Genomic DNA, 19,854 nt, shown 5'->3' with positions numbered 1-19,854 from the left:
GATTCGCCATCGACCGTTTGGCGGGACGATTCAATGCGCCGGCGGGACCGGCATTTGGGGGACTTCATGAAGAACACGCTCTTCGCTCTCGCCACCGCCGCGCTGATCGGCACGGCGTCCCAGGCCGTTGCGGCCGACAAGGTCAATGTCGGCGTGCTGGTGTGCAATGCCGGCTCCAGCATCGGCATGATCATCGAATCCAAGCAGGAGCTGTCCTGCACCTTCACGCCGTCCGACAACAGCCCGGTGCAGCGCTATGCCGGCACCATCCAGACCATCGGCGTCGATCTCGGCGTTACCGGCGGCGGCGTGATGACCTGGGGCGTGCTGGCGGTCAGCAAGTCGCCCATCGCCGCCGGCGCTCTGGCGGGTCCGTATGGCGGCGTCACCGGCAATGTTGCGGTGGGCGTCGGCGTCGGCGCCAATGTGCTGGTCGGCAATTCCAACTCCTTCGCGCTGAACCCGATCTCGGTCGAGGGCAATGTCGGCGCCTCGCTCGCGCTCGGAGTCGCCGGCCTGACGCTGCGCTACGTTCCGTGAGATGTGACGGGTTTCGCGCGGCCGCGTGGAACCCGCCTCAAACTTGACAAAGCCGAGCCTGACATGCACCCCTCCGCGCGCCCCGCGAGAGGGGTGTTGTCCTTTGACGGCCTTGAGGGCCGGAAGCAGCCTCGGGAATACACCATGCACCGCTATCGCACGCACACCTGCGGAGCCCTTCGCGCGAGCGAAATCGGCGAGACCGCCCGCCTCTCGGGCTGGTGCCACCGCATCCGTGATCATGGCGGCGTGCTGTTCATCGATCTGCGCGACCATTACGGCCTGACGCAGGTCGTGGTCGATCCCGACAGCCCGGCCTTCAAGCTGGCCGAGACCGTGCGCTCGGAATGGGTGATCCGCGTCGACGGCCGCGTGCGCTCGCGCCCGGCCGGCACTGAGAACCCCGAGCTGCCGACCGGCCAGGTCGAGGTCTATGCGACCGAGATCGAAGTGCTGGGCCCGGCCGCGGAACTGCCGCTCCCCGTTTTCGGCGATGTCGAATACCCGGAAGAGACGCGCCTGCGCTACCGCTTCCTCGACCTGCGCCGCGAGAAGCTGCACAAGAACATCATGACGCGCGGCGCCATCATCGACGCCATGCGGGCGAAGATGAAGGGGCAGGGCTTCTTCGAGTTCCAGACGCCGATCCTGACCGCCTCCTCGCCCGAGGGCGCGCGCGACTTCCTCGTGCCGTCCCGCCTGCATCCCGGCAAGTTCTACGCCCTGCCGCAGGCGCCGCAGCAGTACAAGCAGCTGATCATGATGAGCGGCTTCGACCGCTACTTCCAGATCGCCCCCTGCTTCCGCGACGAGGACCCGCGCGCCGACCGCCTGCCGGGCGAGTTCTACCAGCTCGACCTGGAGATGAGCTTCGTCGAGCAGGAGGACGTGTTCGCCGCCGTCGAGCCGGTCATCACGGGCGTGTTCGAGGAATTCGCCGAAGGCAAGCCGGTCACGAAGAACTGGCCGCGCATTCCCTATGCGGTGTCGATGCGCAAATACGGCACCGACAAGCCGGACCTGCGCAACCCGATCGAGATGCAGGACGTCTCCGAGCATTTCCGCGGGAGCGGCTTCAAGGTGTTCGCGCGCCTCTTGGAGAGCGAGACCAATCAGGTATGGGCGATCCCCGGCCCGACCGGCGGCTCACGCGCCTTCTGCGACCGGATGAATAGCTGGGCGCAGGGCGAGGGCCAGCCGGGGCTCGGCTACATCATGTGGCGCGAAGGCGGGGAAGGAGCCGGCCCGCTCGCCAACAACATCGGCCCCGAGCGCACCGAGGCGATCCGCGCGCAGCTCGGCCTCGGCGCGGGCGACGCCGCCTTCTTCGTCGCCGGCAACCCGGAAAAGTTCGTCAAGTTCGCCGGTGCCGCCCGCACCAAGGTGGGCGAGGAGCTGAAGCTGGTCGATTTCGACCGCTTCGAACTGGCCTGGATCGTCGACTTCCCGTTCTACGAGTGGTCGGAAGAGGACAAGAAGGTTGACTTCTCGCACAACCCGTTCTCCATGCCGCAGGGCGGGCTTGAGGCGCTGAACACGCAGGATCCGCTCACCATCAAGGCGTTCCAGTACGACATCGCCTGCAATGGCTACGAGATCGCCTCCGGCGGCATTCGCAACCATCGTCCCGAGGCGATGGTCAAGGCGTTCGAGCTGGCCGGCTATGACGAGGAGACCGTGGTCGAGCGCTTCGGCGGCATGTACCGCGCCTTCCAGTACGGCGCGCCGCCGCATGGCGGCATGGCGGCCGGCGTCGACCGCATCGTGATGCTGCTGTGCGGCGTGTCGAACCTGCGCGAAATCTCGCTGTTCCCGATGAACCAGCAGGCGCAGGACATCCTGATGGGCGCGCCGAACGAGGCCAGCCCGAAGCAGCTGCGCGAGCTGCACATCCGTACCAACATCCAGGAGAAGTGAGGCGCGGCCTCACGACTCAAGCGAGACCCCGGAAAAGATGAGGGCGGGAGCGCAGGCTTTCCGCCCTTTATCTGTGGCTCCGGCCCCCCATCGTCGTCCCGGTCGATGAAGGTTCCCCCACCCCCATCGTCATCCCGGACGGCCGAAGGCCGATCCGGGATCGCGTGCCGAATGGGAGAGCGATCCCGGCTCTACGGCTTCGCCTTCGGCCGGGATGACGGCGAGGGACGGGGTTGGGCGGGCGTCCCGGCTTGCGGGGGGCGAGGATGTTCCCCCTCACCGACCCGCTTCGCGGGCCACCTCTCCCCGATGGGGAGAGGAAATGACGAGCCCGATGCTCAGGGCTTCGTCGGCGATGTCGGCGGTTCGGCGGCCTCGATCACCTCGACATTCAGCTCGTCGACCAGGGTGAGCGGCTCGTCTCCCTGTAGCGTCTCGGCGATGGCGCCGAGCGGCAGGCTGTCGCCGCGCGGGGTGATCTTCAGTGCCAGCGTGCCGAGCGGCTTCTGCAGGAAGCTGACGAAGGCCTGCGTCGCCGGCTCCAGTTCCGGGCGGTCGGCGACGGTCGACGAGAACAGCAGCTCGGCAAAGCCGGCAAGCAGCTGGCGGATCGCCTCCGGCTCCATTCCCTGCTCCTTGGCGGCTTCCTCCAGCTTGCGCTCATAAATGCCGGCGTCGGAGAGGGTGATCTCGACGCTGTCGAGGCTCGCCGCCAGCGCTCCCGCCAGCGCCTCGTCGGGCTGGGTGGAGAAGACGGAATCGTCGACGTCCTTCAGCTTGACCTTGAGCGAGAGCGCAAAGGCATCCGACACCTCGGCGTAGAGCGGGGCGAGGGTGAGCGTGCTCTGGCTCTCGTTCCATTCGCCGCCGACGTCGAGCGCGACGCTGGCGCGCGTCATGCCGTCCGGCACGAGGGCGAACAGCGAATTGTCGCGCGGGAAGGCCGACGTCGGTCCGCTGACCCGCAGCGTCGCGGCGATGCGGGTGGGGAAGGCGTCCGGTTCTCCCTGCCAGGACAAAGCGAGTTTATCGATCACCACGGGGTCGCCGCCCGCCGAGGCGGGGGCCTCCGCGCCGGCCAGCTCGAAGCCGCCGACCACGCCGAACAGGCGCATGATCCATGACAGGCCCTGCGTGCTGTGCGGGTCTTCGGTGGCGTCGGCTCCCAGCTCCAGCAAGGTGCCGGGGCGAAGGCCGCCGATCTTCATCTGGTCGACGCGGAACACCTTGCCATCGGCATCGGAACCCTTGAGCCGGTCGATGGCGAAGTTCTCGAGCTGTCCCCCGTCCAGCGGGCCCATGGTCAGCGCGGCCAGTTCGGCCTTGTTGCCGTCCTCGTCACGCGCCGACATGTCCTTGAGGACGACGGAGCCGAGCCGGATGCCATCATAGGCGGCGGCGAGGCCGCGCAGGCTCTGGGCGACCACATCCGGCGACGGATCCTCGCCCTTGGCGGCGGCCTCGCGCAGCCGGTTGCCCAGCGCCAGCAGGTCCTCGGCGGGAATGATGGAGGGGCGGATGGCGACGTCGCGTATGTCGATGGCGCCCCAGCGCTGGCGCATGCCGGCATCCGCCGTGACCTCGTAGCCGTCGACGTTGACCGAGCCGTAGACGGTGCGGAACTGGTCGTCCGCCAGACGGCGCTCGGGATCGAGCAGCGTCAGCAGCGCCGCGACGTCGATGGTCTCGACGCTGACGCGGCCTACCTTGCCGGTGGCCGCGTTGGCCGGCGCACCGCCGATGGTGAAGCGCGAGGGCTCGACGGTCGCCTTGGCGATCCGCCCGGCCAGCAGCTTCTCCAGCGCGGTGGCGCCGTGGGTGACGTCGGTCTCGATGCGCGAACTGCCGGTCCCGGTGCTGGTGATGATCAGCGATTCCGGAATGCTGATTCGGTCGGCGCTCGTCTGCTCGAGGAGATCGAGCGCGATCTGCCACGGCCGGGTACCGGCCGGCTGGGTGGAGGGTATCTCCAGCGCGTTGATGGTGATGTGCGGCGCGCGGTAGCTCGCCTCCACCGCCGGGGCGAGCGGCAACGGCCCCTCATAGGACAGGTCGCTGATCTCGACCTGCTTGGCGAAGAGGCGTTTGGGCGAGGGCCGCTCGGTGCCGGTGGCGAGGAAGGACGCGATCTTCAGCGTTCCCTGGCCCGGCGCGGCGAAGGAGAGATCGCGGATCTCGAAGCGCCCGGAGAAGACGTCATAGGTCGCATCGCGCCCCTGCGCCTCGACGCCATTGGCACGCAGATCCGCGAACAGCGTCTCGACCTGGCGGCGGGCCAGATGGTCGACCAGCAGGTGAAAGCCGAAATAGCCGCCGACGCCGGCGACGAGAAGCACGACGAGCGCGATGACGAGAGGTTTGCGCATGCGGAGTCGACCTGACATGAGACGGTAGCGGCGCTTGGATCCGCATCCTGTTTCGAAGGACAATAACGGACCGTCGAAAGGCGGGCATTACAAATTCGGAAAGACGTTGTACGGCGGCGAGGAATGCCTATTGTCCGCCGGCCAATCCGGGGAAGGAACTGCTATGGCCTCGTACATCTCCGACGATCTGCGTTCGGGAGCGATGATTTATCACCGGCTGCCGCGGCCGGGTAAGCTGGAAATTCAGCCCACCAAGCCGCTGGCGAACCAGCGCGATCTCGCGCTCGCCTATACGCCCGGCGTTGCCGCCGTCTGCGAGGCCATCGCCGCGGACGTGTCGCTGGCCGCCGAACTGACCATCAAGCAGAACCTCGTCGCGGTCGTCTCCAACGGCACCGCCGTGCTCGGCCTCGGCAATATCGGCCCGGAAGCCTCGAAGCCGGTGATGGAGGGCAAGGCCGTCCTCTTCAAGAAATTCGCCGGCATCGATGTGTTCGACATCGAGATCCGGGCGCTTGAGGTCGACCATGTGGTCACCGTGGTCGCGGCGCTGGAGCCGACCTTCGGCGGCATCAACCTCGAGGACATCAAGGCGCCCGAGTGCTTCGAGATCGAGGCCCAGCTGCGCGAGAAGATGAACATCCCGGTGTTCCATGACGACCAGCACGGCACGGCGATCATCGTCGCCGCCGCGATCGTCAATGCGCTGCACATCGGCGGCAAGAAGATCGAGGACGTGAAGATCGTCACCTCGGGCGCCGGCGCCGCGGCCATCGCGACGCTGAACCTGCTGGTCTCGATGGGCGCCCGCCGCGAGAACATCTGGGTCACCGACATCGAAGGCGTGGTCTATGAGGGCCGCGAGAAGCTGATGGACCCCTATAAGGGGGTCTTCGCGCAGAAGACCGAGCTGCGCAGCCTCGCTGAGGTGATCGCCGGCGCCGACATCTTCATCGGCCTCTCCGCCGGCGGCGTGCTGAAGCCGGAAATGCTGAAGGCGATGGCCGACCGTCCGCTCATCATGGCGCTGGCCAACCCGACGCCGGAGATCATGCCGGACCTCGCCCGCGACGCGCGGCCCGACGCGATGATCTGCACCGGCCGCTCGGACTTCCCCAACCAGGTCAACAACGTCCTGTGCTTCCCCTTCATCTTCCGTGGCGCGCTGGATGCCGGCGCGACGACGATCAATGAAGAGATGAAGATCGCGGCGGTGAACGCCATCGCCGAGCTGGCGCGCGACACGCCCTCCGACGTGGTGGCCCGCGCCTATGGCGGCGAGACGCCGGTGTTCGGCGCCACCTCGCTGATTCCCTCGCCCTTCGACCCGCGCCTCATCCTGCGCGTGGCGCCGGCAGTGGCGAAGGCGGCGATGGATTCGGGCGTCGCCAAACGCCCGATCGCCGATTTCGAGGCCTATCAGGAGCAGCTGGACCGCTTCGTGTTCCGCTCCGGCCTGGTGATGAAGCCGATCTTCACCCTCGCCAAGCAGGCGCCCAAGCGCGTGATCTACGCCGAGGGCGAGGACGAGCGCATCCTGCGCGCGGTGCAGGTGGTGGTGGAGGAGGGGCTGGCCCGTCCGATCCTGATCGGCCGCCCCTCGGTCATCGACACCCGCCTGCAGCGCTTCGGCCTGTCGATCCGTCCCGGACAGGACTTCGACCTGATCGATCCCGAGGACGACCCGCGCTACCGCGACTATGTGCAGACCTATGTCGAGCGCGCCGGCCGGCGCGGCGTGACGCCCGAGCTCGCCCGCACGCTGGTGCGCACCACGCCGACCGTGATCGCCGCCCTGGCGGTGATGCGCGGCGACGCGGACACGATGATCTGCGGCGTCGAGGGCCGGTTCATCCGCCATCTGCGCCACATCCGCACCATCATCGGCATCGCGCCGGGCGTGCGCGACGTCGCCGCGCTCTCCATGCTGCTGACGCCGAAGGGCGCGTTCTTCCTGTGCGACACGCAGGTGACGCTGGACCCCTCCGCGGAGGATCTCGCGGAAATGGCGCAGCTCGCCGCCGCGCATGTGCGCCGCTTCGGCATCGAGCCCAAGGTGGCGCTGCTCTCGCACTCCGATTTCGGCAGCCGCGACGACGAGAGCGCGACCAAGATGCGCCATACGCTCGCGCTGCTGCAGGAGAAGGCGCCCGATCTGATGGTCGATGGCGAGATGGAGGGCGACAGCGCGCTCATCCCCGAGATGCGCGAGCGCGTGCTGCCGGGCAGCCGGCTGCAGGGCGTCGCCAACATCCTCGTCATGCCGAATCTCGATGCGGCCAATATCGGCTACCAGATGGTGAAGGTGTTCGGCGACGCGCTCCCGGTCGGGCCGATCCTGCTCGGTGCGGCGCGGCCGGCGCACATCCTCACGCCGTCGGTCACGGCGCGCGGCGTGGTGAACATGACGGCCATCGCGGTCGTCGAAGCGCAAGGGCTCTGACATGCTTCGTCGTCTTGCCTGCGCCGCAATCCTGGCCGGTGCGGCCGCCCTCTGGGCGGTCGGGCCGGTGTCCGCCCAGAACAGCACGGCGCGTGGCGCCGTGATCGGCGGCGCGACCGGCGCTGTCGTCGGCGGGGCGGTGACCGGAACCGGGCGCGGCGCGCTGGTGGGCGGGGCGATCGGCGCCGGTACCGGCGCGGCCATCGGCGCCAATCGCAACCGGCGCGTACGCTCCTATTATTTCTGGCGTCACGGCAACTGCTATCTCCGCCAGAACAACGGCCGCGTGGTGCGCGTCGCCCGGAATCGCTGCCGTCGATAGACCCACCGGCGGCCTGCTCGCCGGTCGCGCCGCCGGCGACGGTTACCTCGCGTAACAAATTAGCGGTTCGAGTCGATTTGCGGCTGGAATGCGGCGGTTTGTGCCGTGAAAAAGACGCAATCTTGACCAAGCTGTGCGCGGCGCAGATTTGCTCGAATGACTGGGCCGCCTAGGGGGCGATCAGCTTATTTCGCGAAAATCGGCCGCTAGCGGCGGGTGTCGCAGGGCATCCGTTATCGCACGTTCCTTGTCTCTAAGGTTTGCATCGATGGCTGATACCGGCACCGTTAAGTGGTTCAACGAGCAGAAGGGCTACGGCTTCATCCAGCCTGATGGCTCTGGCAAGGACGTGTTCGTCCACATCAGCGCTGTGCAGCGCTCGGGTCTCCAGGGGCTTCGCGAGGGTGAGAAGGTCTCCTTCGAGCTGCAGACCGACCAGCGGTCGGGAAAGACTTCAGCGGTGAACCTGCGTCCGCTTTGAGCGGGTCGGCGTCATTGTTCCAGACCGGAAAGTCCGTTTAGGATCAGTAAGATCTGTCGCCGTTCCTTGGCGGGATCGGCGACAAAACTCGGCTGTGCGCGGAAAGTGGTGACCTAGGCACTTGCATTGACAGCCATTCGCGTTAGTCTTTCGCGCAGACTTTGGCTGGACTCTGGGCCGTTTCACCTGGCTATGCCGGTGCACGTTCAGCTTTTCTACCAAATTCGACCCAGCTGTCAGGGGCATCCCCCCTGTTGAATGTGCAACCTTGATACGTGAGACTACCTATGGCGCAGACTGGCACCGTTAAATGGTTCAATGAGCAGAAGGGCTATGGATTCATCCAGCCCGATGGCGCGGGCAAGGATGTGTTCGTCCACATCAGCGCCGTGCAGCGTTCCGGCCTGCAGGGCCTGCGCGATGGCGAGAAGGTTTCCTTCGAGTTGCAGACCGACCAGCGTTCCGGCAAGGAATCGGCTGTCAACCTGCGGGTTGGCTGATCGCTCCTCCAACGGAGCGGCGGCGGTCGTAAGGCCGGGTTGTTCCGTGCACTGACAATGAAGAACCGCTGGCCCGCAAGGGCCAGCGGTTTTTTGTTGTCGTGCGAGTGGTGCCCGCCGGCGGGCCCTGCCGCGCCGGCGCGGGCGATTGCGGCCGTCAGGCGGCGGAGGCGACCCGGCGCGCGCGCTCCAGCAGCACCACGGGCTGGCCATTGTAGCTGCCGCGGGTGAACTCGGCGAAGCCGAGCTTGCGCGCCACATGCAGCGAGGCGCTGTGATCCGGCTGGATCATGCAGGTGAAGCGCTCGCCCGTGCCATGGGTGTCGCCCCAGTCGAGCGCTGCGCGCATCGCTTCTTCCGCTAGCCCCTTGCCCTGCGCCGCGCCGACCAGCGCCCAGCCGGCCTCCATGGCGCCCTCGATGGAGGGAATGAGCGTGCGCTTCATGTCGTGAAAGCCGGCCTCGCCGATGAAGGCGCCGGTGACGCGGTCCTCGACGGCGAAGAAGCCGAAGCCGAGATGGTGCCAGAGCCCGATCTGCCGCAGGAAGCGCCCCCACGCCGCCTCGCGCGACAGCGGCTGGCCGCCGATGAAGCGGGTGACGGAAGCCTCCGCCCACATCGCCGCATAGGCATCGAACTCGTCGAGCCGATAGGCGCGCAGGATGAGGCGCGGGGTGGTCAATGTGGGGATGAGGGGCATGGGGGCTGCGCCAAGTGCACTCTATCGAGAATGAGGGGATCGTTTCGGCGGCTGGATATTTTGTGTCAGTTTCGCCGCTTCATCCGACTTTAATTGGCCTTGAAGAATGCGTTAACCACTCTTTCTGGTGCTTGGCTGGCTTGCGGTTTTTGGGTGTCTGAAAATTCAGATAAGGCATTTCTCCACTGACTTTTCCCAAGCGTTTTTTTCCGATTGCAGCATCAGCTATGGATCGAAACCCATAGCTGATGCTATATAAGCGCTATTAAGAGAGTCGTTGTCCGCGGGTATTGATTCCTGAAGCCTTGAAAATGAAATTATCATTTTCGAAGATTGGGATCAGAATTTCGCCTCTCTCGGTGACGTAAAGCGGATTTGCTTGAGGTGCTTTAGAGTCTCGAATGTTGTCATTCGAGTTTTCCATAAAGGCCCTGTTAGCTTTTTTCAGTTTATAGTCAGAAATATAAGTTACGCCCATTTGAATCTCTCTCTCTGATCGGGGGGTGGTTTTTGTGGGTCATAAACACCGCGCTGGCTGCCACCAGCGCGGTGTTTTTTGTTGTTGGGTTCATCGCATTGATCGCCTCTATCTTTGGTTGTGGGTGATTGCAAAAATCAGCCCGCTCGTCGTGAAACGAGCGGGCTGATTGGTTTTCCAATTGCCTCAGCTGCAGCCGGTCGTCGAGCCGCAGGTCTCGCACTTCAGGCAGGTGCCGTTGCGCACCATGGTGAAGTTCTGGCACTCCGGGCAGGCCTCGCCCTCATAGCCCTTGGCGCGGGCGATGGCGCGGGCTTCCGCCTTGGTCGGTCCCGCCGCCGCGGAGACCGGTGCGGGGGCAGCCCAGGGGAGGGAGGCGGTCTCGCCTACCGCGTCTTCCTCGGCCTCCGGCTCGGCCTTCAGCGCGGTCGCGCCCTGGATGGCGCCGCGCAGGGCGGTGACGTTGGAGGCCGTCGGCGCCACCGTCGTGCCGGCCGGCACCACCATCAGCCCCACCGACTTGCCGCGCGTCAGCCCCTTGGAGACCATGCGCGAGGCCGAGGTCGGCACGGCCTTGCCTTCCTCGACACCCTTGCCGAGCGCATCGAAGGCCGATTCCGAAGGCTCGACATGGCCGAGATCGCTGCGGCCGAGATAGGACACGGCGAGCTCGCGGAAGATGTAGTCGAGGATCGACGTCGCGTATTTGATCGTGTCGTTGCCCTGCACCGGGCCGGCGGGCTCGAAGCGGGTGAAGGTGAAGGCGTCAACATACTCCTCCAGCGGCACGCCGTACTGGAGACCCAGCGACACCGAGATGGCGAAGTTGTTGATGAAGGAGCGCAGCGCCGCGCCTTCCTTGTGCATGTCGATGAAGATCTCGCCGAGGCGGCCGTCATCATATTCGCCGGTGCGCAGATAGACCTTGTGGCCGCCGACGACCGCCTTTTGGGTGTAGCCCTTGCGGCGGTCCGGCATCTTCTCGCGGTCATGCACGGCGACGATGCGCTCGACGATCTTCTCCACCACCTTCTCGACGATCTGGGTGGTGCGGGCGGCGGCGGGCTTGTCCAGCAGCGCCTCGACCGCGTCCTCCTCGTCCTCGTCATCGGCGATGAGCTGCGAGTTCAGCGGCTGCGACAGCTTGGAGCCGTCGCGGTAGAGCGCGTTGGCCTTCAGCGCCAGCCGCCAGGAGAGCAGGTACGCCTCCTTGCAGTCCTCGACGGTGGCATCGTTCGGCATGTTGATGGTCTTGGAGATCGCGCCCGAGAGGAAGGGCTGCGCCGCCGCCATCATCAGGATGTGCGAGGTGACCGAGAGGTAGCGCTTGCCGATGCGCCCGCAAGGATTGGCGCAGTCGAACACCGGGTAGTGCTCGAGCTTGAGGAAGGGGGCGCCCTCCAGCGTCATCGCTCCGCAGACATGGATGTTCGCCGCCTCGACGTCCTTCTTCGAGAAGCCGAGGAAGGCGAGGAGATCGAAGGCCGGGTCGACCAGCTTGTCGGCCGGCACGCCGAGCTTGGCCAGCGTCTCGTCGCCCAGCGTCCAGCGGTTGAACACGAACTTGATGTCGAAGGCGGCCTTCACGCTGCCGTCGATCTTCGCCAGCATGGCGTCGTCGAAGCCCTTGGCGCGCAGCGAGCCGTGATTGATCGCCGGGGCCTGGGTGATCGAGCCGTGGCCGACCGCATAGGCCTCGATCTCGGCGAGCTGGCTCTCGGAATAGCCGAGCGTGCGCAGCGCCTCCGGCACGGCGCGGTTGATGATCTTGAAGTAGCCGCCGCCGGCCAGCTTCTTGAACTTCACCAGCGCGAAGTCGGGCTCGATGCCGGTGGTGTCGCAGTCCATGACGAGGCCGATCGTGCCGGTGGGCGCGAGCAGCGTGGTCTGGGCGTTGCGGTAGCCATGCTCCTCGCCGAGCGCCAGCGCCAGGTCCCAGGTCGCCTTGGCGCGCTGGACCAGGATCGGCTCGGGCACCTTGGCGTGGTCGAGCGGCACCGGGTTGGTGTTCAGCCCCTCATAGCCGCCACGCTCGCCATAGGCCGCGCGGCGGTGGTTGCGGATGACCCGCAGCATGTGCGCGGCATTGGGCTTGTATTCGGGGAAGGGGCCGAGCTCCTTCGCCATCTCCGCCGAGGTGGCATAGGAGACGCCGGTCATGATGGCGGTCAGCGCGCCGCAATAGGCGCGGCCTTCCTCGGAATCGTAGGGAATGCCCGAGGTCATCAAGAGGCCGCCGATATTGGCGTAGCCGAGGCCCAGCGTGCGGTACTCGTAGGAGAGCTTGGCGATCTCCTTCGAGGGGAACTGCGCCATCAGGATCGAGATTTCGAGCACGACGGTCCACAGCCGGCAGGCATGCTCATAGCTCTCGACGTCGAACGTGCCGTCGGCCTTGCGGAACTGCAACAGGTTCAGCGAGGCGAGGTTGCACGCCGTGTCGTCGAGGAACATGTACTCCGAGCACGGGTTGGAGGCGCGGATCGGGCCGCCGGCCGGGCTGGTGTGCCAGTCATTGATGGTGGTGTGGAACTGGATGCCCGGATCGGCGCAGGCCCAGGCGGCATGGCCGATCTTTTCCCAGAGATCGGCGGCCTTGAGGGTCTTGGTCACCTTGCCGGTGGTGCGCGAGGTCAGGTTCCAGTCGGCGTCCGCCTCGACCGCCGCGAGGAAGGCGTCGTCGACGCGCACGGAATTGTTCGAGTTCTGGCCGGCGACGGTGAGATACGCCTCGGAATCCCAGTCCGTGTCGTAGATCGGGAAGTCGATGTCGGTGTAGCCCTGGCGGGCGAACTGCACGACGCGCAGGATATAGTTGTCCGGCACCAGCGCCTTCTTGGCGGCGCGGATCTCGCGCTTGAGGGCCGGGTTCTTCTCCGGGTCGTAGCAGTCCTCGCCTTCGCCCTCGCAGTTCACGCAGGCCTTCATCACCGCCTTCATGTGCTTGGCGACGATCTTGGAGCCGGTGACGAGGGCGGCGACCTTCTGCTCTTCCTTCACCTTCCAGTCGACATAGGTCTCGATGTCGGGATGGTCGGCGTCGACCACCACCATCTTGGCGGCGCGGCGGGTGGTGCCGCCCGACTTGATGGCGCCGGCGGCGCGGTCGCCGATCTTCAGGAAGCTCATGAGGCCGGAGGAGCGGCCGCCGCCGGACAGGCGCTCGCCTTCGCCGCGCAGGGCGGAGAAGTTGGAGCCGGTGCCCGAACCATATTTGAACAGGCGCGCCTCGCGCACCCACAGGTCCATGATGCCGCCTTCGTTCACCAGGTCGTCGGAGACCGACTGGATGAAGCAGGCATGCGGCTGCGGGTGCTCGTAGGAGGTCTTGGAGCGGGTCAGCTTGCCGGTGGCGTAGTCGACGTAGAAATGGCCCTGGCTCGGACCGTCGATGCCATAGGCCCAGTGCAGGCCGGTGTTGAACCACTGCGGCGAGTTCGGCGCGGCCATCTGCATGGCGAGCATGTAGCGGTGCTCGTCGAAGAAGGCCTGCGCGTCCTCCTCACTGTCGAAATAGCCGCCCTTCCAGCCCCAATAGGTCCAGGTGCCAGCGAGACGGTCGAACACCTGGCGCGCATCGTTCTCGCCGACATAGCGCTCCTTCTCGGCGAGCGCGCCGAGCGCCTTCTCGTCAGCCGCGCCACGCCACAGGAAGGAGGGGACGGTCTCTTCCTCTACCTTCTTCAGCCGCGCGGGGACGCCGGCCTTGCGGAAATACTTCTGCGCGAGGATGTCGCTGGCGACCTGCGAGAAATGGTCGGGCACATCGATGCCTTCGAGGCGGAACACCACCGATCCGTCGGGATTGCGGATTTCGCTCGTCACCTTGCGGAACGCGATGTCCGCATAGGGAGAACGGCCTGCCTTGGTATAGCGGCGCTCGATGCGCATGATCTTCGTCCCCGGTTCGTGGCGGACATGTCCCCAGCCCGCGCACCGATCATCAATGGCTCGGATCTCTGTCGGCACTTGCCTGTCACGCGGCGCAGGTGAATGGCCGAACGCCATGCCCTCCGCTCAGTTGTCTTCGGCACGCACGACGACACCGCCGATGCTCGTCATCGACGCTGGAATCCGCCTTGGTTTGGATGGTGTCGCCCGCGAAAAAGACGCTGCGTTCGACGGGGCCCAAACTGGCCGACTCCCTGCTCCTCGTCAACCTTTCGTCACAAACTCTAGTGTGGAGGAAGTGAAAAATATCTAAATGTAGATGGTGATGCCAGCGGTTCTTCTCCAGCCGCGAGCCCGCAATCGAGCGCGGATTCGCACGCAGAGTCCAGCTTGTTTACGAGCGGTATGAGAGGGCGGTGAACAGTGGGGAACACGGGCATGCCTGCGATTGCCGCAGGAGAGCCGCCCACCTGAGGCTTGATGAGTTCCCCAACGGCATCTGGACATGGCAACCGGCGCCCCTCACATCATGGCGACATTCCTCGCGATGCGATCCTTCCCATGAGCTCTGAAACCTCCCCGGCGCCTTCCGCGGGCGCCTTCACGTTTTTCCTGCTGGCGCTTGCCGCGGGGCTTGGGGCGGCGAATCTCTATTACGCGCAGCCGCTGATCGCGCTGATCGCCAACGACATCGGTCTCGACGAGACGCTGGCCAGCCTCGTCGTCACCGTGGGGCAGACCGGCTACATATTGGGGCTGCTGCTGCTGGTGCCGCTGGGCGACATCGTCGAGAATCGCCGGCTCATCGCCGCCATCCTCGTCTGTGCGGCGGCGGGGCTGGGGCTGGCGTCCACGGCGCCGACGCCCTCGCTCTTTCTCCTCGCCGCGCTGATGTTCGGCGTCGGCTCGGTGGTGGCGCAGATCGCGGTGCCCTTCGCCGCCCATCTGGCGCGGCCGGAGGAGCGCGGACGCAAGGTCGGCAGCGTGGTCAGCGGGCTGATGATGGGCATCCTGCTCGCGCGTCCCGCCTCCAGCATGGTGGCGCATTTTCTCGGCTGGCGCGCCGTCTTCGCGCTGGCGGCGGTGATGATTCTCGCCCTCGCGGTTGGCTTGAGGCTGGCGCTGCCGCAGCGCCGTCCGCTGTCTACCGGCGGGGGAGGGGCCTATGGCGCGCTGGTCGGCTCGCTCTGGCCGCTGATGCGCACGCAGCCGATCCTGCGCCGCCGCGCCGCTTATCAGGCGGCGATGTTCGGCATCTTCACGCTGTTCTGGACGGCGGTGCCGCTGCAACTCGGCGCGCCGGTGTTCGGCTTCGGGCAGGAGGGGATCGCCGTCTTCGCGCTGGCCGGGGCGGCGAGCGTCGTCATCTCGCCTCTCGCCGGCTGGATCGCCGATCGCGGCTGGTCGCGCGCAGCGACCGGCGGGGCGCTCGTCCTGGCGGTGGCAGGGTTCGCGCTCACCGAACTGGGCGTCGCCTCCGGCTCCGTCATCGTGCTCGGCCTTGGGGCCATCGTGCTCGACTGTGCCGTGACCGCCAACCTCATCTTCGGCCAGCGCGCCATCTTCATGCTGGCGCCGGAGATTCGCGCGCGCCTCAACGCGCTCTACATCGCCACCTTCTTCTTCGGCGGCGCGCTGGGCTCGGCGGTGGCGAGCCCGCTCTACGAGCATGGCGGCTGGAGCTATGTGACGGCTGCGGCGCTCGTCGTCATGGCGGTAGCGCTGGCCTATTACACCACCGAGTTCCGCCGCCGTGGCTAAGCGGGCGCAAAGCGCGCCCGAGCCGCGCGCGCGGCTGGACACCGGGCGGCGCGGGTGGCATGTTCCGCCCCGGTTCTGGCCGCGCAGGGACGACTTCCGTGAAGCTTTCCGACTTTCTCATCGAGACCTTCACCTGGTGGAACGGCCAGACCATGGGCACGCGCTTCCACACCTGGCGGCACGGTGAACTGGTCGGCGAGGACGAGTTCGGCAATCGCTACTACCGCACCAAGGGCGGCGGGATCGATCCGACGCTTGGCTTCCAGCGCCGCTGGGTGATCTTCAACGGCTATGCCGAGGCGACCGCCATCCCGCCGGGCTGGCACGCCTGGATGCACCAGCGCTCCGACGTGCCGCCGAGCGAGGAGACCTACGTTCCGCGCGCCTGGCAGAAGCCACACCGGCCGAACCCGACCGGCACCGCCGCCGCCTACCGGCCGCCGGGCTCCACCGTCGGCCTTGGCCACCGCCCGACCGTGACCGGCGACTACAAGGCCTGGACGCCGGAGTGAGCTCGGCGCTCCCGCGCGATGCCGGCCGGATCCGGCGTTCGCCCCGACATCGCCGCATTGCCCCGCAAGTTGGGCCGCGACGTGCGCCGCCATCGGTGTGCGGTTCCAAAGGCTCCGCGATGCTCTCCGCTTCGATACGTTCTGCCGCACCCGCCCTTCTCGCGCTGCTGATGCTGGCCGTCCCTGCGTCGGCCCAGCAGTCCTGGCAGGGTGGTGTCGAGAGCCAGCCGCTGGCGCCGCCTCCCGGCGCGGTGGAGAACCCCGATTCGCCGCCGGGTGGTCCGGGCGTGCCCTCGATCATGGCGCCGCCGGAGGGGGGGGAGGTGCGCGCTCCCGCGCCGGCCCAGCCGGAAGTGCCGGGACAGGCGACGGTCGGCCCCAGCGGCGACATCGAGGTGGTGCAGCCGCCGACCGAGAAGATCGCCAACAAGACGGCCGTTTTCTCCGGCCTCGACAAGATCACCGGGCGAATCATCTCCTTCGACGTCGCCATCAACGAGACGGTGCAGTTCGGCGCGCTGCGCATCACGCCGCGCGCCTGCTATACGCGGCCCTCGACCGAGACGAAGAACACGACCGGCTTCGTCGAGGTTCACGAGATCGCGCTCGACGGGAAGGTGCAGCCGCTGTTCGGCGGCTGGATGTTCGCCTCCAGCCCCGGCCTGCACGGCGTCGAGCACCCGATCTATGACGTGTGGCTGACCGACTGCAAACAGACCGCGCCGGTGATCGCCTCGCCCGGCGGCCAGCAGTAGAAATCGCCGTCGCCCTCCAGCGCCTGGCTCAGCAGGCGGTGGTAGTGGCGCCGCGAGACCTCGATTGCGCCGAAGCTGCGCAGATGGTCGGTCACGAACTGCGTGTCGAGCAGGGTGAAGCCGCCGAGCTTCAGCCGTCCCACCAGATGCACTAGAGCCACCTTGGAGGCGTCGCGCGCCCGGTGGAACATGCTCTCGCCGAAGAAGGCGCGCCCGAGCCGCACGCCATAGAGCCCGCCAGCGAGCTCGCCATCCTGCCATGCCTCGATCGAGTGGCAGAAGCCGCGGGCATGCAGGTCGCAATAGAGCTTGCGGATGCGCTGGTTGATCCAGGTCGAGCCGCGCCCCTCCGCCGGCGCGGCGCAGCCGTCCAGCACCGCCTCGAAATCATGGTCGATGCGGATTTCGAAACGGTCGGAGCGCACCGTGCGGGCGAGCCGGCTGGAGATGGTGAACTCGTCGAGCGGGATGACGCCGCGCCGCTCGGGCTCGATCCAGTAGAGGCCGGGATCGTCCGCGCTTTCGGCCATGGGAAAGATGCCGCAGGCATAGGCCTTCAGCAGGACTTCCGGCGTGATCTCGACCTGATGCTCGCGCGGGCGTGACATGACGCCAGAATGACGAAGATCGACGGCCCTGTGAAGGCATGGCGCGGGCGCGCGGAGGGCGAAAGCCGCGAAAGCACGGCGAAATTGCAGGTTGTCATGCCGATGCCGCCGCATGAGACGGGGGTAGTCGGAAACGACGGATGCCCGGAACGGGTCCGGGCATCGCTGCATTCTGTCGGCGGCGGCTTGGCGAAGGCGCGAGACCTCAGGTCCCCGGCTCGCCCTCGGCCAGGAAGTGCTCCAGCCAGTGGATGTCGTAGGCGCCGCGCTTGATATCCTCGTTGCGCACCAGTTCGCGGAACAGCGGCAGCGTCGTCTCGATGCCCTCGACCACGAATTCGTCGAGCGCGCGCTGCAGGCGCATCAGGCACTCGGCGCGATCGCGGCCATGCACGATCAGCTTGCCGATCATGCTGTCGTAATAGGGCGGGATCGCATAGCCCTGATACACCGCCGAATCGACGCGCACGCCGAAGCCGCCGGGCACGTGCCAGTTGGCGATCCGGCCCGGCGAGGGGCGGAAGGTGCGCGGGTGCTCGGCATTCACCCGGCACTCGATGGCATGGCCGCGCAGCACCACGTCGTCCTGGGTGAAGCTCATCGTTTCGCCGGCGGCGACGCGGATCTGCTCGCGGATCAGGTCGAACCCGGTGATCGCCTCCGTCACCGGATGCTCCACCTGGATGCGGGTGTTCATCTCGATGAAGTAGAACTCGCCGTTCTCGTACAGGAACTCGATGGTGCCCGCGCCGAGATACTTCATGTCGCGCATGGCCTTGGCGACGGTCTCGCCGATGCGCTCGCGCTGCGCGGCGGTGATGGTCGGGGAGGGGGCTTCCTCCCACACCTTCTGGTGCCGGCGCTGCAGCGAGCAGTCGCGCTCGCCGAGGTGGACGGCGTTGCCCTTGCCGTCGCCCAGAACCTGGATCTCGATGTGGCGCGGCGTGCCGAGGTATTTCTCGATATAGACCGCGTCGTCGCCGAAGGCGGCGCGGGCTTCCGAGCGGGCCTGCGACAGCGCCGAGGACAGTTCCTCCGGCGAGCGCGCGACCTTCATGCCGCGCCCACCGCCGCCGGCGGCGGCCTTGATGAGAACGGGGAAGCCGATGTCGTCCGCGACCTTGGCCGCTTCCTCATCGGTGGAAATGCCGCCCTCGGAGCCGGGAACGCAGGGAATGCCGAGCTTCTTGGCGGTGCGCTTGGCCTCGATCTTGTCGCCCATGATGCGGATGTGCTCGGGCTTGGGCCCGATGAACTGCACGCCGTGGTCGATCAGGATTTCCGCGAACCGCGCATTCTCCGACAGGAAGCCGTAGCCGGGGTGCACCGCTTCCGCGCCGGTGATCTCGCAGGCGGCGAGCAGGGCGGGAATGTTGAGATAGCTGTCCTTCGCCGACGGCGGCCCGATGCACACGCTCTCGTCGGCGAGCTTCACATGCATCGCGTCGGCGTCGGCGGTGGAGTGCACCGCCACGGTCGCGATGCCCATCTCCTTGCAGGCGCGCAGCACCCGCAGCGCGATCTCGCCGCGATTGGCAATCAGGATCTTGCCGAACATCAGGCGGTCCTCACTCGATGATCACGAGCGGCTCGCCATATTCGACCGGCTGCGCGTTTTCCACCAGGATGCGGGTGACGGTGCCCGCGCGCGGCGCAGGGATCGCGTTCATGGTCTTCATCGCCTCGACGATGAGGAGGGTCTGGCCTTCCTTCACCACGGTGCCGATGTCGATGAAGGCGCGCGCGCCCGGTTCCGGCGACAGATAGGCGGTGCCGACCATGGGCGAGGCCACGGCGCCGGGATGCTTGGCGACGTCCTCGATGGCGGCGCTGGCCGGCGCGGCGGCTACCGCAGCGACGGGGGCGGGCGCGGCGACCGCGATCGGCGCCGGCGCGGCGTAGACCGTCGGGGCGGTCCGCACGACGCGGATGCGCAGATCCTCGTGCTGCACCTCGATCTCGGTGAGGTCGCTCTCGGAGAGCAGGTTGGCGATCTCGCGCACCAGCGCGGGGTCGATGTTCGGCTTGTTGGTTTTCATCATGATCCCGTGACGGCGGCTTGCCCGTCTCTCTCCTTCAGCTGACCCGGCTCGCGGCGAGCGCGTCGATGGCGAGCCGATATCCCTCGATCCCCAGGCCGCAGATCACCCCGCGGGCGACCGGCGAAATATAGGAATGATGGCGGAAGGCTTCGCGCGCGAAGACGTTGGACAGGTGCACTTCGACGACATTGAGGCCGACCGCCTTGATGGCGTCGGCGATGGCGACGGAGGTGTGGGTGTAGGCGGCGGCGTTGAGCACGACGCCGAGCGAACCGCCGGCCTGCTGCAGCAGGGTGACGAGCTCGCCCTCGTGGTTGGTCTGGCGGAACACCAGCTCCAGCCCGTGGCGTTCACAGGCGGCGCGGCAGGCGGACTCGATGTCGGCAAGCGTCGCACGGCCGTAGATCGCCGGCTCGCGCGTGCCGAGCAGGTTCAGGTTCGGTCCGTTGAGAACATGCACGGTGTCGGGCATCGCGCCTCAAATAGCCAGCGACTGCCCGGCATCTGCCGGGACAGCCGCGGGGTTATAGGCAATGGC

The 19,854-nt window shown here is 66.8% G+C and carries 16 protein-coding genes; 9 read left to right on the top strand and 7 right to left on the bottom strand.

What is annotated here, in order from left to right:
* The first annotated feature begins 66 nt into the window (after window positions 1-66).
* Window positions 67-540, top strand: a complete 474-nt coding sequence (locus tag ACO2RV_RS08480; protein WP_423291808.1) for a DUF992 domain-containing protein — start codon at window positions 67-69, stop codon at window positions 538-540.
* A gap of 144 nt (window positions 541-684) precedes the next feature.
* The gene (gene aspS, locus ACO2RV_RS08475; RefSeq protein WP_423291806.1) at window positions 685-2,457 is read left to right on the top strand and encodes an aspartate--tRNA ligase; all 1,773 of its coding nucleotides are present in this window, start codon (window positions 685-687) and stop codon (window positions 2,455-2,457) included.
* 338 nt (window positions 2,458-2,795) lie between these two features.
* Here aspS and ACO2RV_RS08470 read toward each other — a convergent pair whose 3' ends face one another.
* The gene (locus tag ACO2RV_RS08470) at window positions 2,796-4,823 is read right to left on the bottom strand and encodes a hypothetical protein (protein ID WP_423291804.1); all 2,028 of its coding nucleotides are present in this window, start codon (window positions 4,821-4,823) and stop codon (window positions 2,796-2,798) included.
* A 163-nt stretch (window positions 4,824-4,986) separates the two neighbouring features.
* Between ACO2RV_RS08470 and ACO2RV_RS08465 the strand changes: the two genes are divergently transcribed.
* The 4 genes from ACO2RV_RS08465 to ACO2RV_RS08450 all read left to right on the top strand — a co-directional run bounded on the left by ACO2RV_RS08465 (window position 4,987) and on the right by ACO2RV_RS08450 (window position 8,569).
* Complete coding sequence (locus ACO2RV_RS08465; RefSeq protein ID WP_423291802.1) at window positions 4,987-7,266, top strand: NADP-dependent malic enzyme; 2,280 nt, start codon at window positions 4,987-4,989, stop codon at window positions 7,264-7,266.
* Window position 7,267: 1 nt separating this feature from the next.
* Window positions 7,268-7,588 carry a glycine zipper domain-containing protein gene (locus ACO2RV_RS08460; protein WP_423291800.1) on the top strand — a complete coding sequence of 107 codons (321 nt, stop codon included), beginning with the start codon at window positions 7,268-7,270 and terminating at the stop codon, window positions 7,586-7,588.
* 268 nt (window positions 7,589-7,856) lie between these two features.
* Window positions 7,857-8,069: a cold-shock protein gene (locus ACO2RV_RS08455; RefSeq protein ID WP_213755755.1), complete on the top strand. Its 213-nt coding sequence runs from the start codon at window positions 7,857-7,859 to the stop codon at window positions 8,067-8,069.
* A gap of 287 nt (window positions 8,070-8,356) precedes the next feature.
* Window positions 8,357-8,569 (top strand): cold-shock protein, encoded by a 213-nt coding sequence (locus ACO2RV_RS08450; protein ID WP_423291797.1) that lies wholly within the window; start codon window positions 8,357-8,359, stop codon window positions 8,567-8,569.
* A 157-nt stretch (window positions 8,570-8,726) separates the two neighbouring features.
* On the opposite strand, the gene ACO2RV_RS08445 is transcribed toward ACO2RV_RS08450, so the two are convergent.
* Together ACO2RV_RS08445 and ACO2RV_RS08440 are read right to left on the bottom strand one after the other, a co-directional pair.
* Window positions 8,727-9,269, bottom strand: a complete 543-nt coding sequence (locus ACO2RV_RS08445) for a GNAT family N-acetyltransferase (RefSeq protein WP_423291795.1) — start codon at window positions 9,267-9,269, stop codon at window positions 8,727-8,729.
* 664 nt (window positions 9,270-9,933) lie between these two features.
* Window positions 9,934-13,638 carry a vitamin B12-dependent ribonucleotide reductase gene (locus tag ACO2RV_RS08440; protein WP_423291793.1) on the bottom strand — a complete coding sequence of 1,235 codons (3,705 nt, stop codon included), beginning with the start codon at window positions 13,636-13,638 and terminating at the stop codon, window positions 9,934-9,936.
* 561 nt (window positions 13,639-14,199) lie between these two features.
* Here ACO2RV_RS08440 and ACO2RV_RS08435 point away from each other — a divergent pair.
* From ACO2RV_RS08435 to ACO2RV_RS08425, 3 genes are all read left to right on the top strand, one after another.
* The gene (locus ACO2RV_RS08435) at window positions 14,200-15,399 is read left to right on the top strand and encodes an MFS transporter (RefSeq protein ID WP_423291791.1); all 1,200 of its coding nucleotides are present in this window, start codon (window positions 14,200-14,202) and stop codon (window positions 15,397-15,399) included.
* Between the two features lie 98 nt (window positions 15,400-15,497).
* Window positions 15,498-15,911: an NADH:ubiquinone oxidoreductase subunit NDUFA12 gene (locus tag ACO2RV_RS08430; RefSeq protein ID WP_423291789.1), complete on the top strand. Its 414-nt coding sequence runs from the start codon at window positions 15,498-15,500 to the stop codon at window positions 15,909-15,911.
* Between the two features lie 119 nt (window positions 15,912-16,030).
* Window positions 16,031-16,666, top strand: coding sequence for a DUF2155 domain-containing protein (locus ACO2RV_RS08425; RefSeq protein WP_423291787.1), 636 nt, complete (start codon window positions 16,031-16,033; stop codon window positions 16,664-16,666).
* On the opposite strand, the gene aat is transcribed toward ACO2RV_RS08425, so the two are convergent.
* The 4 genes from aat to aroQ form a co-directional block, all read right to left on the bottom strand.
* Window positions 16,597-17,274, bottom strand: a complete 678-nt coding sequence (gene aat / locus ACO2RV_RS08420; RefSeq protein WP_423291785.1) for a leucyl/phenylalanyl-tRNA--protein transferase — start codon at window positions 17,272-17,274, stop codon at window positions 16,597-16,599. The two genes, ACO2RV_RS08425 and aat, sit on opposite strands and share 70 nt — an antisense overlap.
* A 205-nt stretch (window positions 17,275-17,479) precedes the next feature.
* Window positions 17,480-18,832 (bottom strand): acetyl-CoA carboxylase biotin carboxylase subunit, encoded by a 1,353-nt coding sequence (gene accC, locus ACO2RV_RS08415; protein WP_423291783.1) that lies wholly within the window; start codon window positions 18,830-18,832, stop codon window positions 17,480-17,482.
* Between the two features lie 10 nt (window positions 18,833-18,842).
* On the bottom strand, window positions 18,843-19,313 hold the full coding sequence (accB, locus tag ACO2RV_RS08410; RefSeq protein ID WP_423291781.1) for an acetyl-CoA carboxylase biotin carboxyl carrier protein: 471 nt from the start codon (window positions 19,311-19,313) through the stop codon (window positions 18,843-18,845).
* A gap of 37 nt (window positions 19,314-19,350) precedes the next feature.
* A complete protein-coding gene (gene aroQ, locus ACO2RV_RS08405) occupies window positions 19,351-19,788 on the bottom strand; it encodes a type II 3-dehydroquinate dehydratase (protein ID WP_423291779.1) in 438 nt (145 codons plus the stop codon).
* Window positions 19,789-19,854: the final 66 nt, after the last annotated feature.

It is taken from the genome of Ancylobacter sp. VNQ12, from assembly GCF_049445835.1.
GTDB lineage: Bacteria > Pseudomonadota > Alphaproteobacteria > Rhizobiales > Xanthobacteraceae > Ancylobacter.
The sequence above is the reverse complement of the archived record's forward strand: the minus strand, read 5'-3'. Positions and strand labels throughout refer to the sequence as shown.